Origin of the sequence: Indolivaga alginatilytica (genome assembly GCF_003201355.1) — a bacterium.
Lineage (GTDB): Bacteria > Bacteroidota > Bacteroidia > Bacteroidales > Dysgonomonadaceae > Dysgonomonas_A > Dysgonomonas_A alginatilytica.
In genome coordinates, this window is sequence record NZ_QICL01000004.1 from 68,262 (window position 1) to 85,546 (window position 17,285).

The 17,285-nt window shown below is 37.2% G+C and carries 10 protein-coding genes; 3 read left to right on the plus strand and 7 right to left on the minus strand.

Annotated features, from left to right (window positions below):
- Positions 1-58: 58 nt before the first annotated feature.
- The 7 genes from CLV62_RS05355 to CLV62_RS05385 form a co-directional block, all read right to left on the minus strand.
- Positions 59-2,422, minus strand: a complete 2,364-nt coding sequence (locus CLV62_RS05355) for an ABC transporter permease (RefSeq protein ID WP_110309751.1) — start codon at positions 2,420-2,422, stop codon at positions 59-61.
- 37 nt (positions 2,423-2,459) lie between these two features.
- Entirely contained in the window at positions 2,460-3,140 is a 681-nt protein-coding gene (locus CLV62_RS05360; protein WP_110309752.1) for an ABC transporter ATP-binding protein, read from the minus strand.
- A 52-nt stretch (positions 3,141-3,192) separates the two neighbouring features.
- Positions 3,193-5,559, minus strand: coding sequence for an ABC transporter permease (locus CLV62_RS05365; protein WP_110309753.1), 2,367 nt, complete (start codon positions 5,557-5,559; stop codon positions 3,193-3,195).
- Positions 5,560-5,572: 13 nt separating this feature from the next.
- Positions 5,573-6,823: an efflux RND transporter periplasmic adaptor subunit gene (locus CLV62_RS05370; RefSeq protein ID WP_110309754.1), complete on the minus strand. Its 1,251-nt coding sequence runs from the start codon at positions 6,821-6,823 to the stop codon at positions 5,573-5,575.
- Between the two features lie 126 nt (positions 6,824-6,949).
- On the minus strand, positions 6,950-8,278 hold the full coding sequence (locus CLV62_RS05375; RefSeq protein WP_110309755.1) for a TolC family protein: 1,329 nt from the start codon (positions 8,276-8,278) through the stop codon (positions 6,950-6,952).
- Between the two features lie 175 nt (positions 8,279-8,453).
- Entirely contained in the window at positions 8,454-9,722 is a 1,269-nt protein-coding gene (locus tag CLV62_RS05380) for a hypothetical protein (protein WP_110309756.1), read from the minus strand.
- A gap of 578 nt (positions 9,723-10,300) precedes the next feature.
- Positions 10,301-11,506 (minus strand): ROK family transcriptional regulator, encoded by a 1,206-nt coding sequence (locus CLV62_RS05385; protein WP_110309757.1) that lies wholly within the window; start codon positions 11,504-11,506, stop codon positions 10,301-10,303.
- 222 nt (positions 11,507-11,728) lie between these two features.
- Between CLV62_RS05385 and CLV62_RS05390 the strand changes: the two genes are divergently transcribed.
- From CLV62_RS05390 to CLV62_RS05400, 3 genes are all read left to right on the plus strand, one after another.
- Positions 11,729-12,646, plus strand: coding sequence for a dihydrodipicolinate synthase family protein (locus CLV62_RS05390; protein ID WP_110309758.1), 918 nt, complete (start codon positions 11,729-11,731; stop codon positions 12,644-12,646).
- Between the two features lie 79 nt (positions 12,647-12,725).
- Positions 12,726-13,934: an AGE family epimerase/isomerase gene (locus tag CLV62_RS05395; RefSeq protein WP_110309759.1), complete on the plus strand. Its 1,209-nt coding sequence runs from the start codon at positions 12,726-12,728 to the stop codon at positions 13,932-13,934.
- A gap of 30 nt (positions 13,935-13,964) precedes the next feature.
- Complete coding sequence (locus CLV62_RS05400) at positions 13,965-17,243, plus strand: SusC/RagA family TonB-linked outer membrane protein (RefSeq protein ID WP_110309760.1); 3,279 nt, start codon at positions 13,965-13,967, stop codon at positions 17,241-17,243.
- The last annotated feature ends 42 nt before the right edge of the window (positions 17,244-17,285 follow it).

Below are 17,285 nucleotides of genomic sequence, written 5' to 3' on the forward strand. Positions count from 1 at the left end.
GCACATGAAAAAAATGTAGAATAGACTTCTCCTTGACTGAATATTATGGAAACTAAAATTATTCGTTTTTAATAGATTCTACGGGATTAGTCGATGCGGCTTTCCATGTTTGGTAACTTACTGTTAGCAATGCAACCAAAGCTGATAGAGTTCCTGCCAAAAGAAATACCCATATACTTAAATCTATTTTTACGATAAAGCCATTCAGCCAATTACTTAAGAATAAATAGGATATCGGACAGGCTATAAAAAAAGAGATGATTACCCATATCACAATATCTTTATTAAGTAATAGTAAAAGGTCGGTAAGCGTTGCCCCATTTATTTTACGAATGCCTATTTCTTTTATCCTTCGCTGAATAGAATAAAAAGCCATGGCATACAATCCTGTTATTGTAATTATAAAAGTTATAACCAAGGCATAGCTTAAAACATTACGTGTATTGATTTCAGACAAGTATAACTTTTCGTACGTTTCATCCAAAAAATGATATTCGAAAGGAACATGCGGAACAATTTCTTTCCATTTCTTCTCTATGGTTCTTATTGCTTTTTGAGGATCGCCGGCAATTTTAAAAAATATAGGATTATTTGCAGTGTGCGATGCACTAAGATACATCTGGGGATCGGGCTCTTGATGTAGCGATTTTACATATGTGTCTCTTATCACACCCTTCACAATATAGGGTTCACCATCTTTTTCACTAAGCTTTCCCCCGATAGACACTAAACTAAAGGACTTTCCAACCGGATCTTTAAGTCCCAAAACCTCAGCAGCACGCTCATTAATAACACAGTAATTTGCACTGGATGAGCTTTCGAGAATCAGCGAGTTTTCGCCAGCAACAAACTTCATCCCAAAAAGATCAAAATAGTTAGGAGTAACCTCCGATAAGTCCAGCAATATTTGCTCTCCCGTTTCAAGATTCTTTCCACCTATCCCATTCCCCATTTTAAAGGGCAAGTTGTATTGTTTTATTGCAACATCTTTGATTGATGGGTCTTGAATCAATTCGTCACGTAAAGCTTTATAGTCAGCGCCAAAAGCATCCCATCCTTGTACATATATTACGTTTTTATTATCGAACCGTAAATCCTGAGACAGGATATAATCAATCTGCCTAGCCAAAAAGAATACTACTATAAGTAAGCAAATAGATGATGTAAATTGTATGATGATAAGTATTTTCTGAAAGGCTGACATCTTCTTTCCTCGAAACTTACTGGTAAGCGTCTCGATAATTCCGAATCGGGTCATCTGAAGAGCAGGGAAAGAGCCTGCCAATAGTGCTGTTATAACTATCAGGCAAATAATATATAAATACAATTCAAGAGACAAGAAATCGATACTTACCTGAGATCCGGTATAACTATTAAAGACAGGTAAAGTAAATACAGCAAGCAATACACCACCAACAACAGAAACCAGAACATACACAAGTGTCTCTTTATAGAAATCTGATATCAAAGATATTTTACTAGCTCCCTGCGATTTTTTAATTCCTATAGCCTTTGCCCGAATAAAAGAGGTTGAAATAAACAGATTCGTAAAATTTATACAAGCAATAATAAGTATAGCAATGGCTGTGGTTAGAAATATAATCAAAAGCTGCTTATCTCCTTTCACTGCACTATCAAAAGCGGGATCCGTTTTACTAAAATGGATTTCGTTTAAAGGCTCAAGCTTTACATCATTATCCGCACCGTCTAAAAATGAAGATGTACCCAATTTATTAATTTGAGTAAGTTTCTTCTCAATAGAGTCAAAATCAACATTACAAGGTATAACGAAGTAGGTATCATATGAAAAGCTACTATTCCAGCCCAAATCTTTGAATTCACCAAACAAAGGAAAAACCATCTCTCCTTGAATATGCGAATTTCGGGGCATATCGTACATTATTGCCGAGACTGTAAATTGAGACCCATGAATCTTAATTATTTTACCAATAGGATCTTCATCCTGAAAATATTTTTTAACTGCGGACTCAGTTAGAATCACATTATCGGGAGCAGAAAAAGACGTTCTTATATCGCCTTTTTTTAAAGGAAAGGTGAAAAATGAAAAGAAATTATGATCGGTAATAAGCACCTTAACACCCCAGTTAACCATATTATTTATAGTTACACCATCGGTTCGTACTACTACCCTACACATTTGCTCTATTTCAGGAATTTCAGCTGCAGCCAATTCTCCTAATGGTTTGAAAGAGGATGCTGCTTTTATCGGTTCTTCATTTAAAACAAAACTCTGCACAACCCGATACATTTTATCTCCATTGGCATGGAAATTATCGAATGTCAATTCGTTAATAGCCCATAATCCAACAGTAAGAGATACCATGATCCCAAGACTCAAGCCGCAAATATTCAATATGCCGACAGTCTTTTGTTTGCTAAAATTCCTGAGAAATTGCTTCATAATTTTCTTTTTCGCTAGAGATGAAATAGAATACGATTTACATCTTACTTTCTACTTCTGTAATGATTTGCCCGTCAAACAGATTTATGGTACGATGGGCAAACGAAGCATCATGTTGAGAGTGAGTCACCATCACGATTGTTGCACCTTCCTGATTTAGCTCTGTCAATAAATCCATAACGTCTTTACCATTCTTAGAGTCCAGGTTTCCTGTAGGCTCATCGGCAAGGATCAATTTAGGGTTGGCAATTACAGCACGGGCAATAGCTACACGTTGCTGCTGACCTCCCGATAGTTGATTCGGAAAATGGCTTGCTCTGTGGCTAATACTCATCTTATGAAGCGTTTCTTCTACTCGTTTTTTACGCTCTGCTGCTTTTACTTTCAAGTATGTAAGAGGTAATTCCACATTCTCAAAAACAGTCATCTCTTCTATCAGATTGAAACTCTGAAATACAAAACCGATGTTTCCTTTTCGGGATTGTGTACGTTCTTTTTCTTTCAGATTACCCACTTCTTTTCCATCAAGCAGATAGTGTCCTGAGGTAGGGTTATCCAACAAACCAAGAATATTCAATAAAGTTGATTTACCGCAGCCCGAAGGTCCCATAATAGCGATAAATTCACCTTGAGTTACATGCATGGAAATACCGTTCAATGCAACTGTTTCAACCTCTTCTGTGCGAAATACTTTCTTTAGATCTTTAATCTGTATCATAATATTGGTTTTTAAATTGTTTATTCAGTAATGAAAAATTTAAGTTTACAAGTTAATCGGTTTTTAATGTGTCTACAGGGTTCTGATTGGCTGTATATAAGCAATTCAGACATACAACAGATAACACAGTGACTAGCACAGCAGTCCCACAGGAAATAAATAGCAGTGGAGACAGTTCTGTTTTCTCTGAAAAATCTTCCATCCATTTAGCAGCAGCTATAGCGGCAGCTATTCCGCCACAAACAAGTGCGGGAAAAACAATCCACAAATTATCTTTGACAAACAGCTTTAATATATCCGATATTGTAGCTCCGTTTACTCTGCGTATTGCAATCTCCGATCTGCGGCGATTCACTTCATGGGTAGTATAGCCGATCAATCCGATAAGGGTTATTATCAGAGTAACAATTCCGCCTATTGTTATTGCATTCAGAAACTGTCGGGAACTGTAATATATCTGCACTATACTATCTTTATATATAGGGAGTGTAATATCTTTTTCAGGAAATATTTTTTTGAGTACATCATATACTTTTTGAATATTATCAGACTGCAATTCGTTCATTTTTATCAGTATAAATTCAGCCGGTTTATCGGAATAGAATATTGCCGACGGACGGCGATCCTCATTGCTGACTGAGCCTATTCGAATATCGTTATACACCCCTACGATACGACAGGCATCATGTTCCGATATGCGTATATCTTTGCCTATAGCACCATCTTTCCAATTAGCTATTTCTGATAATTTATCTGCAAATTTACGGCTGACTATAACATCTCCCTTATTCGATGTTTCTTTATCAAAACCTTTACCTTCTATTATAGGGATTTTCATTAAAGAAAGATAGTTTTCATCCGCTCCATATAAATCAGCAATATTAAAAAGCTCTCTTTCATCATTAGGCAGGAATACATTATTACCCGATTGACTATAAAAAGGTAACTGATCTGCCGTTGCAATCATTTCCACCTCAGACAAAGCACGAAGCTCGTCAATTATTTTTTGCCGTTCGTTTTCATTCATGCCACTGGCTCTGTAATAGAGTAATTTTTCATAATTATAGCCGGGATCAACATTCACCAATACATCGTATTGGCGTGATACAATAACCAGTAAGGTAACCAGAAAGGTTGTTGTTAGTAATTGAAAAAACAAAAGAGCCATTTTCCACCCACGGCGTGTACCAGTGAGATTACGAAAAACAGACGCTACAGGAATGCGTGAAAACAAATACGAAGGTATAAAACCGATAATCAAGGAAATAAGGATACAAATGATTCCTAGAAACAAGCAAGTGCGAAGGGAGAATAAAGAGTCTACGGATACTGACAAAATTTCTTCTGCTGTGCCTCTGAAACAAAAAATTAAGAGTATCGATATTACCAAAGAAATAATCAGGTGAAAAAAAGTCTCTCCAAAAATAAGTTTAGAGATATCCTTTTTTTCAGCTCCATAACATTTATAGATCGATATTACTTTTCCACGGTTAACCAATGTGGATATCAAGATCAATATATAATTCATGATGGATGTAAATATCAAAGCAAATGCAATGGCCGATAACAAAAGAGTCATTCGTTTAGCCTCAGGGTTATCGCTATTTAGTTTCTCAAGCGGTAATAGTGTGTAAGAAAGATCGATGCCTGCTTTTTTCATATCCTCCATAGATTGATTACGCTCTTGCATCTGACGAATGGCAGGAGCCAAACTTGCAGGATCGGTACCGGGCATTAACTTTACATAACCCAAATAACGATCGTTTCCCAGCCAGTCTAGCGAACCATCATACGAGAAATTTTTAATTGAGACTAATGACACCACAATATCATACTTTAGATGAGTATTTTCGGGTACATCCTTAAAGATGCCTCCAATAGTGATGCGACGTCCCGGATAACTCTCATGCTGAATAGATTGTCCTACAACATTCCCTCCCATCTTTTGGGCAATGCTTTCAGAAACTAATGCATATAAGGGTCGGGCTAATATCTCTTTTGCATTTCCAACAATCATAGGACGGGGCAATACATCAAAGAAACAACTGTCGGCCATGATAAATGTACCTGTATAATATTTCTTGTCGGGAGTATAGAATGGGGTTTTCCACCCCATATACGTAATGCGGGTAGCAGATTCCACTTCGGGCACTTCGGCTTTCATACCGGGGGCTATAGCACCACTTACTTGTACATATTCCTTAGTCTCTTCATTTCCGGCTGTTCCGACTTTTGCTACTGATTGTATCAGATAGATACGCTCCGAATCGGGATAGAAGTTGTCATAACTAAGCTCAAAAAACACTTTGGAGATAATTATCAGCCCCACAGCAAGCCCCGTTCCCAGAGATAATATTTTGATGATATTATTCTCTTTCTTTTTAAACAATGATCTTATTATCAAATTAAAGTTATTCATAGTAATATTCTTTTTACTTTAAGATTAATTCCTGCACATCACCATATGTGTCGTAAGACGAAGTAATTACTTTCTCGCCCGATTCAAGACCACTCGTCACTTCGTAGAAGTTGGGATTTTGTCTTCCTATAGTAATTTTACGTCTGATCGCTCTGCTTCCGTCGGGAGTAACAACAAATATCCATTGTCCGCCTGTTGTTTGATAAAAAGCACCTCTGGGAATCAGTATAGCATCTACAGGTTGTTCCAATTGCAGATTAATATAATAGGTTTGCCCTGCACGGATATTATCAGGGCGTTCGCCTTCGAATATAAAATCAGTTTTAAATTGTTTCTCCCTTACTTCGGGATATACTTTGCGTACACGTAAAGCGAAGTTTTTGTCCTGACGTTCAAAAGTTGCATCTAAACCGGTTCTTACCCTATCAATATAATGTTCATCAATCAAAGCTTCCACTTTGAAATCAGACAAAACACTGATTTGCCCCACTCGTCCGCCTGTTGCAACAGTCTGACCAATTTCCACATCCAGTAATCCCAATTGCCCGTCAACAGGAGCTTTTACATTCAGGTTATCCACTCGTTGACGTACCAATGTCAAGTTTCTTCGGATATTAAATAAACTTTCCTCCATTTGATCGACCTGAATTCCCCGATAAATAGAATCTTGTTTTTGACGCTCCACAACCAGATTACGACCATCAACTGCATAATCATAATCTTCTTTTGCCTGAATAAATTCTTCTTTCGAAGTCAAATTTTCGGAGTACAATTGTTTATATTGCAGGAACTTTCTCTTCTTACGTTCTACATCCATATCCAATTGAAGCTTCTCTTTTTTCAGGTTCAGCTTCTCCTGCTCCATGGCAACCTGTGTATTTCGAAGGAAATTTTGTTTCTCCGCCAATTGGGCTTCACTATCCAGAATATAAAGATTCAACATCGGATTTGTCAATTGAATAACAATATCTCCCTTGTGAACTTCCGAGCCTTCCTCAATCAACTTTTCGGCTACCATCCCCCCTTCAATCGCACTCAATTGTATGGTATTGATGGGCTGAACCTGTCCACTGATACGAACATAGTCATTGAACTGTCCCTTCGTTACGGATTGTACACTTACTTTCTGCTTCTCAACATTCAGCTTCGAAGCATGATTGCCGAAAATAAGCCATCCGACAGCTATCAACAGGATTATTCCTCCAATCACAAATGGAATATGTTTCTTCTTCAATCCTTTTTTCTTCTCTATAATCGTATCCATATCAATATGTAGTTATCTATTGTTTCTATTCTCTTTTGAGTAAAATAAAATATTTAATATCATTTCTCAGAACCATAACTAACTCTCGTTATTACACTTGCCAAAGCAATAAATAGTTCTGCGAACTTAATCTTCTACGACAAATGGCTCTCCTTTATAATAAGCCACCAACTTAAATTTAAGTTGAAATTTAAGTTGGGAGTTTAACTCTTCAGCTCTTGCCTGTAGCAGGCGATTTGCACTTGTGTGCAATTCCAATGCACTGATAAGCCCTTCCGAGAACTTACGTTCATTCACTTTCTGGGCAACTTCCATTGCCTCTGTTTGTTTTTTTGCCTGATAATATTCGTCTACCTGTCCGTTCATGTCTGCAACGGCCTGCTCTATCTCACTGTATAGTACCCGCAATGTTTCTTCACGCTGCGCTTGAGTTATTACAAGCTGTGCTTTTCCTCTTCTTACTTCTGCTGTACGGGAGAAACCGTTGAAAATAGGCACTCGAACCGAGAATCCAACATATCGCCCCATTTTATTCTTGAACTGATACCCAAATGATGAGTATTCGCTACCATCCATATATCTCGAAAAACCTGTAGAGTATCCACCCTCTACGGCTATAGTAGGGAATAAACCTCCTTTAGCCGATTTATATGCTAACTCCTGTACTCTCACTGAAGACTCGGCAACTAAAGCCTGAGGCAGAAACGATTTTGAGTGCTCGAAAATAGTATATGCTGTTTGATCCGACTTAACGACTATATCCAATGCTCCTGCATCGCCTACTTCAAGAGTTTCATCAATTGGATAATTCATTTTCTCTTTCAGCAAAATAACCCCTATAATGAGGATATTTTTTTGACGTGTCAGACTGTATTTATTAGCCGCTTCCTGTGCTGTCATTTCTGCCACTTCGGGAAAGCCTTTCACACCCAGCTCCATCATTCGCTGTACCTGTTTCAAGTTGGATGTACTTTCCTCCAGTTCCTGTTCTGCAAGTTTTACTCTTTCAGTATTATATAATACATTATAGAATGCCTCCATCACTTCGTAAGCTATCATATCTTTGGTATACTCCAACTGTTGTCTTCCCAACAATTTATTCACATGCTGCAATCTCACTCTCGTAACATTCGCTAACCCATCGAACAGAGTAAGTGATGAGTATAAATTGTAATTATTATTAAACGAATTTATATTGGTGTAGGTATTGGTTTCGGCATCAAGTCCTCTACCAAAGTTGAAAGAGGCCGAAGTGCTTGCATTGATAGATGGCAACAGCTGCCCTATAGCTTCCAGATAATTCTGATGATAAATGCTATTCTGAGCTTCCTGTTTACTTCTTCTGGGGCTATTCTTTACAGCATACTCCATGCAATCCATAAGAGTCCATTTTTTCTCCTGAGTATAACCTGTAATACTCATCAGAATAAAGAGGATAGTAGCTACGTATTTCATAATAATAATTACATTTTTAGTAAAATATAAACCAATTCTATGCCAAAAACGACAAATCACTAATTCATAACCGATTAGTGATTTGTCGTTTTCTCAATCATGTAAAATTATTTTACAATGAGTGATTAATTTTTTTATAGTAGTAAGGAAATTCTTGTATTAAAAATAATACGATTTAATATCTATATTGAAGTGTGACTGTAAAAGTGTTATCCTTCAGATCGTTTGTAAAACGAGTAAGATTATTTGTTTTCTCATTCCTGAGTATTTCGTAATAAGCTTGTAATTCTACGTTTTTGTAAGCATGCCAGATACCCCCGAACGCCAGCGCATTATATCGTATATCGGCTTCTGTTGTTCCATTGAGTCCGATAGCATTACCCGATACTTTCGTGTTAGGATCGTACCAATCGTATTTCAGGATAGCTTCAAAAGGAAGCTTACCGATGTCCTGAATAAGGATGGCATATCCACCCAGAAAATTCCGAAGATAGGTATCATTAGAAAGAGTCACCGATGAATTGGGGCTCACCGAACTGTTTTGTGATCCGGGCTGCTGTCCGAATATATATTCTGCTCTCACTTGTGTTCTCCCGAATGAGTTTAGCCAACTAGCCTGCAAGTCGAAGCCAAGGTATTCCCGTCGGGCAAATCGTCCCATATTACCGCGATCGGAATTCAATACGAAACCACCATCCTGCATCCTGTATACATTTTCGGTTCCCTGATACACACTTCCTAAATAATAAGAAGTTCCCACAGTTAAAGAAGCATTATTGCCGATTTTTGGAGATGCTGTCAGATGTCCGATAAAATCTCTTCTGCTATTATTTTCCATAGCTATACCATTTCCGGCAACCAAAGCAGTTTCAAGAGAAAATATATCGAGTGGTACCCCCTCTTTTGTCCTGAATTGTATACTTACTCCTAAATCGCGTTCATTAGGGAACAAAGTGGTAATGATTCGGGAACGTTCGGGAGACTCTCTGCGTGAAGAAGAATATCCTATCTCATGTCCGAAAGGGCGGAAGAAAAGCCCTGTTTGCAGAAAGCTCGTTTTAAACCAGGGATCTTTAATTTTCAGATAAGCATCCCTTATGCCAACAGCTCTTTCTGTCATATCCATTTGAAAAACAACGGCAGCCAATCCTTCTTCGTAAGTCGTTTTTATACGACCTCGTCGAATACCTACACGATTAAAACCTTTATCGGGGTTTTCATTCGCAGTGCCTATACGCAGATTAGCATCCTTTTGGGCTGATATAAATTGGGGTTGAAAGTAGCCGGTAATTCTCACATTATTAAGCCTGCCAACTATTCTCTCCAGATTTTCCACTCTCTTTTCTAATCGTTCAGCATCATTTATACTGTCTTTTTGAGCAAAAAGAGAAGTTGTGAATGCTAAGCAGAGAATAGTAAGTAAAATATATTTTTTGAGTTCCATATAAGTAATTCCAACTATTTAATCCTATATCTTCAAGTTCGTATTTATGTACATAAGTAATTCTAACTATTTAATGCAATGGCTTATCAGCATAACTATCTCTGGTTGTTATGCTTGCCAAAGCAATAAAAAAAGTCTGCGACCTTACAAATATATTCTTTAATTATTATATTCCTATTGAGTGTCGATCTTTTTAATAGATAAGGCTACCGTTAGGCGAAACACATCGAATCTCTAAAAAAGTGACATTCGTTACAAACGAATCAAAAAATAATCAAGAAGGTAACAAAAACAGCTATAAGGTGTCACTTTCGTGATTCATCTAAAATACTGTCTTACAGCAACTAACCTTCTAAAAGGTTACAAAAGTAACAAAAGTAACACTTTTTTCACGAGTTTTATTTTCTCCGGTTTGCTGTTTACCAATCACCGTTTACTTATAGATAAACTTAACTGCCGATTCGCATTATTTAAGCTCTCAGAGCTTTTTTATTGCTTTGGCAAGTGTAACAAATAAAGATAGTTATGTTGATAAAATATCGCATTGAATATTTAACGCTACTGAAATGCTTACATCGCTATTCTTCGAATATTCTTCTGCGAGCCAGTAAACAACTACCCACTATGCCTCCTTTATCTTTTAGCTTTGATAAAATAATATTTGAATCTTTATTAACTAAATTAAGTGAGTATTTTCTGACAGCACTTTTTATAGGTTGCAGAATATAATCTCCCGACAGAGAAACCGTCCCACCAATAATTACAAGTTCAGGGTTAAATATATTTATTAAGCCTGCTATCTGTCTGCCTAATTTCTGCCCTACTTCTTCAAAGATATCTATACATAGTACATCTTCCTTGTTTACCGCATCAATGATATCTTCGAGAAATATAGGTGTATGGCTTTTTTCTTTCTTCAAAAGGATGGAGTTTGCCCCCGCATTTATTCTCTCGAGTAATGTACGGTGGATTGCCAGTCCCGAAGCTTCGGTTTCGAGACATCCCTTTTTCCCGCAATGGCAAAGTATCTCATTATCGAATACATTAATATGCCCGAATTCTCCTGCAAAGCCCGATTTTCCTTGATATAATTTACCATCAATTATTATTCCAACTGCCAAGCCCCAACTTATGTTGATGAAAATAATATTGCTTTCGTTCTTCACATTCCCTACCATATACTCGCCATAAGTCATAGCACGGGTGTCATTGTCGATGGAAATAGCGTATCCCAATCGTTCCGCCAGAATATCAGTCAGCGAGCGTTCTTCCAGATAGAATAAGCTGTAACTATACCCCGAGTCGGTATTTACACGTCCCGATATACTGATGTTTATATTCAGTATTTTCTCTAAGTTTATAGTGAGGCTGTTTATAAAAGACTGTATAATTACGATCAGATTCTCAAAAGACTCAGTTGTATTCTGCGATGAAAAAGGTACATTCTTTTGCAAATCCAACATCTCGCCTTTAAAGTTCATCAAGGCAAGATCTATTGTAAATTTCTTAATATCTACACCTATAAAATACCCCGAGTCGGGATTTAAACCATACAGATTAGGATATCTGCCTCCTGATGTTTCCAATTTACCATAGTCAGTCAGAAACTCTTCGGCACACATCTCCGTTATCAATTTGGTGATGGTAGGTATACTTAGATTCAATTCTTTTGACAGATCAGGAATAGTCGAATTACCATTATTAATATAGTAATTTATTATCTTCTTCTTTATAAGTGCATTTTTTGTGCCTTTTGCTATTTCCTGAATAAAATTCTTATTCATACTGTGTTTGAGTTATGTTTTTCATTAATGCAAATGTAGCAAAATATTGAATCAATATACCAACAAAAACATGGATCGAAACGTATAATAAGAAATAAATTAACCATCATCGAATTATTAACTAAAATATTTTATTAAATAAGCTTGATTTAAATATTTTAATTAATATATTTGCAATATAACTTTTCTAATACTATAATAATCTTAAAATACATAATAACTATGGAAAGAATAAAAGGATTGATAAATGCACCATTTACCCCTTTTCTTGAAAATGGAGAAATAAACCTTGAACCGATAGAAGCTTACGGACATATGCTAGCCAAAAACGGACTGAAAGGAGTCTTTATCAATGGCTCATCGGGAGAAGGTTACCTACTTACGGATGACGAACGAAAGATGATAGCCGAAAGATGGGTGAAAACCACACCTAAAGATTTTAAAGTAATAGTACACGTAGGCAGCACTTGTGTAAAATCGAGTTTCGAATTAGCCAAACATGCACAGCAAATAGGGGCATGGGCTATAGGAGCAATGGCATCTCCATTTCCTAAAGTAGCGCGAATTGAAGAACTTGTAAAATATTGCGAAGAAATAGCATGCGGAGCTCCCGAGCTACCTTTCTATTTCTATCATATTCCTGCATTTAACGGAGTTTATTTACCGATGGTTTCTTTTCTGGAAGCAGTAGACGGTCGTATTCCAAACTTCGCAGGGATAAAATATACTTACGAAAGTATATACGAATACAATCAGTGCCGATTATATAAGAACGGAAAATTCGACATGTTGCATGGTCAGGATGAAACGATATTACCTTGTCTGGCAATGGGCGGAGCAGAAGGCGGAATAGGAGGAACCACAAATTATAACGGAAAAGCATTGACCGAAATTATTACTGCATGGAATGCCGGTAATCTCGAAAAGGCCAGAGAATTGCAAAACTTCTCACAAGATGTAATAAACGTGATCTGCCATTACAGAGGAAATATTGTAGGCGGAAAAAGAATCATGAAACTGATAGGCTTGGATCTGGGAAAGAATCGTACTCCATTTCAGAATATGACTGATGAGGAAGAATCTAATATGAAGAAAGAGCTGGAAAACATAAATTTCTTCGAGAGATGCAATAAACTCTAAAAATCGGAACACCCTAAAAACAAACAATTTAGTCAACAATTTTATTGCTGACAGGACACTCTTATACACTTTTTAAATAATGACAGCTACAAATCAATACATAAAAGACTGGGCGGAAAGATATCGAAAAGATCTGATCGAAGATATAATGCCTTTTTGGTTAACCAACGGTTTAGACAAAGTAAACGGAGGCGTTTACACCTGCCTTAACAGGGATGGATCGCTGATTGATACCACAAAGTCTGTTTGGTTTCAAGGACGATTTGCATTCGTTTGTGCTTTTGCATACAATACTATCGAAAAAAATCCCGAATGGCTGAAAGCATCTAAACTGACAATAGACTTTATAGAGAAACATTGCTTTGATACCGATGGTCGAATGTATTTTGAAGTAACAAATACAGGGCAACCTATAAGAAAACGCAGATACATATTTTCAGAAACATTTGCTGCAATTGCCATGTCTGAATATGCTATTGCTTCGGGCGATACCGGCTATGCTAAAAAAGCACTTGCCTTATTTAAGAATATGCTAAGGCTAATAAATACACCCGGGTTATTAACACCGAAATACGAAAAGACAGTGGACATGCAAGGACATTCCCTTGTTATGATTCTGATAAATACAGCGAGCAGAATACGTGAAGCAATTAAAGACCCTAGTCTTGATAGCCAAATCAATGAATCAATAGATTCTATTTGTAGAAATTTCATACATCCCCAATTTAAGGCTCTATTGGAAACTGTAGGCCCTAACGGAGAATTTATAGACAGTGCTCTAGGTAGAACCATAAATCCGGGGCATTGCATCGAAACCGCATGGTTTATATTGGAAGAAGCCAAATTCCGAAATTGGGATGCTGAGATGGTTAAGACTGCAACAACTATTCTCGACTGGTCTTGGGAATGGGGCTGGGACAAAGAAAAAGGAGGAATAAGCAATTTTAAAGATTGCAAGAATCTACCTCCTCAGGATTATTCGCATGACATGAAATTCTGGTGGCCGCAAACCGAGACTATTATAGCCACTCTATATGCTTATCAGGCAACAAAAAACCCTAAGTATCTCGAAATGCACAAGCAAATTAGCGATTATACTTATTCTCATTTTCCGGATAAGGAATACGGCGAATGGTTTGGCTATTTACATTATGACGGAACTGTATCTCAATCAGCTAAAGGTAATCTGTTTAAAGGGCCTTTTCATATACCGCGCATGATGATAAAATCGTATCAAATATGCCATGAAATAATTACAAGCAATATTACCTCTCCTCAATTATATTAACTTTTTTATTAAATCTAATTATTCACTTCTATGAGAAACTTTTTGGTATTATTATTTTGTTTGTGTCTATCCTTGCAGATAATAGCACAGACAAAGTCGATTACAGGAACTGTAGTTGACACAAATAATGAACCTATTATCGGAGCAACAGTTACCGAAGCAGGATCAGCAAATGGAACAATGGTCGATATCGACGGACATTTCTCTCTGGAATTAGCTAAACCCGACAGCAAAATAACGGTTAGCTTTTTAGGATATAAATCTCAAACTATCTCACCACAAAATCAGAACAACTTACGAATTGTAATGCAGGAGGATTCACAGATTCTGGATGAAGTTATCATAACAGGATATGGAACCAGCCAGAAAAGATCGCTGATGAGTAACTCTATATCTAAATTAGATGACAAAGTTCTCAAGACATCGGTAATGGCAAATGCCGCTTCCTCTCTACAAGGTACAGTGAGCGGTCTTCGGGTAATAAATACTTCGGGAAAACCCGGTAGCAGTCCCAATATCGTATTAAGAGGTGGAGCTTCTATCAATAAACCTCTGGAAGGCCCTCTGGTTGTTATTGATGGAATTATACGCTCTTTGGACGATTTCAATCCTTCGGATATAGAATCGATTGAGGTATTAAAAGATGCTGCATCTACTGCCATCTACGGATCTCGTGCCAATAACGGAGTTATTCTTGTAACCACAAAAAAAGGAAAAGAAGGACAATCGCTAGTAGCCTACAAATTTAGAGGTGGACCAAGCTATGCTCGAAAAGGATATAATTTTCTCAATGCCGAAGATTACATATACTATAATCGTCTGGGATATAAACGTACAGGGCGTACAGGGATTGATAACCAAAACGGATATGGATTAAACTCGGGGGGACTTTTCTCTCTTGCTAAAATGACTAACGACAACAAACACCTATTGGGTGAAGGTTGGAAATCGATGACTGATCCTTACGATGAAACTCAAACTCTTATATTTAAAGATTATGGCGGACAAATGCGTGAAGATGCTTTCAACGATCCGGCATCTATGCAAGACCATTACTTAAGCTTCTCGGGAGGTTCAGAGAAAGGTACATTCACCTCGACTCTTGGATACTACAAAGAAGACGGACAGGTTGTAGGTACAAATTATGAACGTTTCAGCGGAACTATCAACGGTTCGTATAAAATCAATTCGATATTAACAGTCAATGCGGGAGGTATCTTCTCTCAATCGAGCTCACCTAATTTATGGACAGGTAATAACTCGGGTGAAACGGGCGAGTTCGAGTTATTCTACCGATCAATGAGTATCTGGCCTACATGGGATCCTTATGACAAAGACGGCAACCCTGCATCAGGTTTTAGCAAATCGGACGGTAACCCTTTATATTGGAAAGAAAAGCTTAGCCGTAAAAATAAAACCAGAAAAACAACATTCAATATAGGAGCACAATTAGAGCTAATACCTAAGAAATTATTCTTCAATGAAAACAGTTCTTTGTACTATGTTGATTACCAATTCGAATCATTCGATAAAAAATTCCAGTTACAAAATCGTGCTACACCCGATAGTAATAGAGAATCGATGTTTAGGTTAACCAAAACCTATCAGGTACAACATAATGCAACATTAACATTCACAGAATCTTTTGCCAAGAAGCACAATTTAGATGCCATGATCGGGGGAGAGATATTTGAGAATAACTATTCTGAATTTTCTGCTGCCGGAAGAGGTGCTCCAAGTGATGACATCCCTACTCTAAACGTAGTTTCGGAGAAAACATCTATATCTTCATCCAAAACGGATTACAAGATTGTATCGGCTTTCTCACGTATCAACTATAACTTCAACTATCGCTATATGCTATCACTTGTAGCTCGTTACGATGGTATATCTAAATTATCGGATAACCGTTGGGGATTCTTTCCTGGTATTTCAGGGGGATGGAATATGCACGAAGAAGCATTCTTTAAAAATTCCAGCATCGAAAAAACAGTATCTGTTGTAAAACCACGTATAACTTATGGTACTAATGGTAATGTAAATGGTATTGGCAATTTTGATGTGTACGGTATCTATAAAACTCAGACTGCATATAACGAAAACACCGGATTTCTAAATACAGGTGTTGTAAATAATAACTTACGCTGGGAAAAAAGTAAAACTTTTGGTGTTGGACTTGATCTTGGACTTCTTCAAAACCGTATTTATCTGATATTCGATTACTATAATCGCAAAACAGAAGATTTGCTGACCGACCTTGATTTACCGGGATATACTGGATTCGATTCATTTAAAACAAATTTGGGAACCATCCAAAACAGAGGTTTTGAGATAGAAGCAAAATTCAACATTCTGAATAATCCAAAAGGATTCAGCTGGGATTTCTCTGCCAATGCAGCCTTTGTATCCAATAAGATACTAAAGTTACCCAATAACGGATTGGAGAATAACCGCCAAGGAGGACATGAAATATATGACCCTAAAAGCGGCAAAAACATCTGGGCAGGAGGATATCAGGAAGGACAACAACTTGGTGAAATATATGCCTACAAGCATGAGCGTTTATTTACAGATTGGGACGATATAAAAGCAAATGCAGCTGATCGTTACGATGCTATTGGCGAATTATACGGGCCTGATGCATGGAATGCTCTAGCTAATAAAACGGGAAAACAACAAATAGAACCGGGAGATGTGAAATGGGCAGATTTAAACAATGATGGAATCATAAATTCGTATGACAGAGTAAAAGTAGGAAACATTTTCCCTAACTGGACAGGAGGATTTTCATCGTCACTATCATTCAAAAACTTCTCACTTTATACTCGTTTCGACTTTGTATTAGGTCACACTATTTATAATGATCTTAAAGCTCGTTCGCTAGGTCAATATCAAGGAACATTTAATATCATATCAGAAGTAAAAGATTCTTGGTCGGAAAGTAATCCAAATGCCAAATATCCTAAGTTCTATTATGCTGATCAATTATCGAAGAAGAATATTACTCGTTCCAATAATGGAGGTACTGCCTTACACAACAACAGTTCGTTATTCTATGAAAAGGGAGATTACCTATCACTGAGAGAACTTTCGTTGAGCTATAAATTACCTAAAAATTTAATCAGCAAAGCTTATCTGAGCGATATGACACTTAGTGTAACCGGACAAAATCTTTTCTACATAACCGGTTATGACGGTACATCGCCCGAACCGGCAGTAGATTATCAAGCGAATGGACGTGGCGGTATCGACAACGGACGTTATCCTGTTCCTAGAAGTATATTGTTTGGTATTCAAGTTGCATTTTAATACCTAAAACCTATTTACAACCTTGGTAAGTATGACAACTGT

Bases quoted from the DNA above. Each gene is read 5' to 3' on its own strand.
- CLV62_RS05355 (WP_110309751.1), bottom strand. From the start codon at position 2,422: ATGAAGCAATTTCTCAGGAATTTTAGCAAACAAAAGACTGTCGGCATA.
- CLV62_RS05360 (WP_110309752.1), bottom strand. From the start codon at position 3,140: ATGATACAGATTAAAGATCTAAAGAAAGTATTTCGCACAGAAGAGGTT.
- CLV62_RS05365 (WP_110309753.1), bottom strand. From the start codon at position 5,559: ATGAATAACTTTAATTTGATAATAAGATCATTGTTTAAAAAGAAAGAG.
- CLV62_RS05370 (WP_110309754.1), bottom strand. From the start codon at position 6,823: ATGGATACGATTATAGAGAAGAAAAAAGGATTGAAGAAGAAACATATT.
- CLV62_RS05375 (WP_110309755.1), bottom strand. From the start codon at position 8,278: ATGAAATACGTAGCTACTATCCTCTTTATTCTGATGAGTATTACAGGT.
- CLV62_RS05380 (WP_110309756.1), bottom strand. From the start codon at position 9,722: ATGGAACTCAAAAAATATATTTTACTTACTATTCTCTGCTTAGCATTC.
- CLV62_RS05385 (WP_110309757.1), bottom strand. From the start codon at position 11,506: ATGAATAAGAATTTTATTCAGGAAATAGCAAAAGGCACAAAAAATGCA.
- CLV62_RS05390 (WP_110309758.1), top strand. From the start codon at position 11,729: ATGGAAAGAATAAAAGGATTGATAAATGCACCATTTACCCCTTTTCTT.
- CLV62_RS05395 (WP_110309759.1), top strand. From the start codon at position 12,726: ATGACAGCTACAAATCAATACATAAAAGACTGGGCGGAAAGATATCGA.
- CLV62_RS05400 (WP_110309760.1), top strand. From the start codon at position 13,965: ATGAGAAACTTTTTGGTATTATTATTTTGTTTGTGTCTATCCTTGCAG.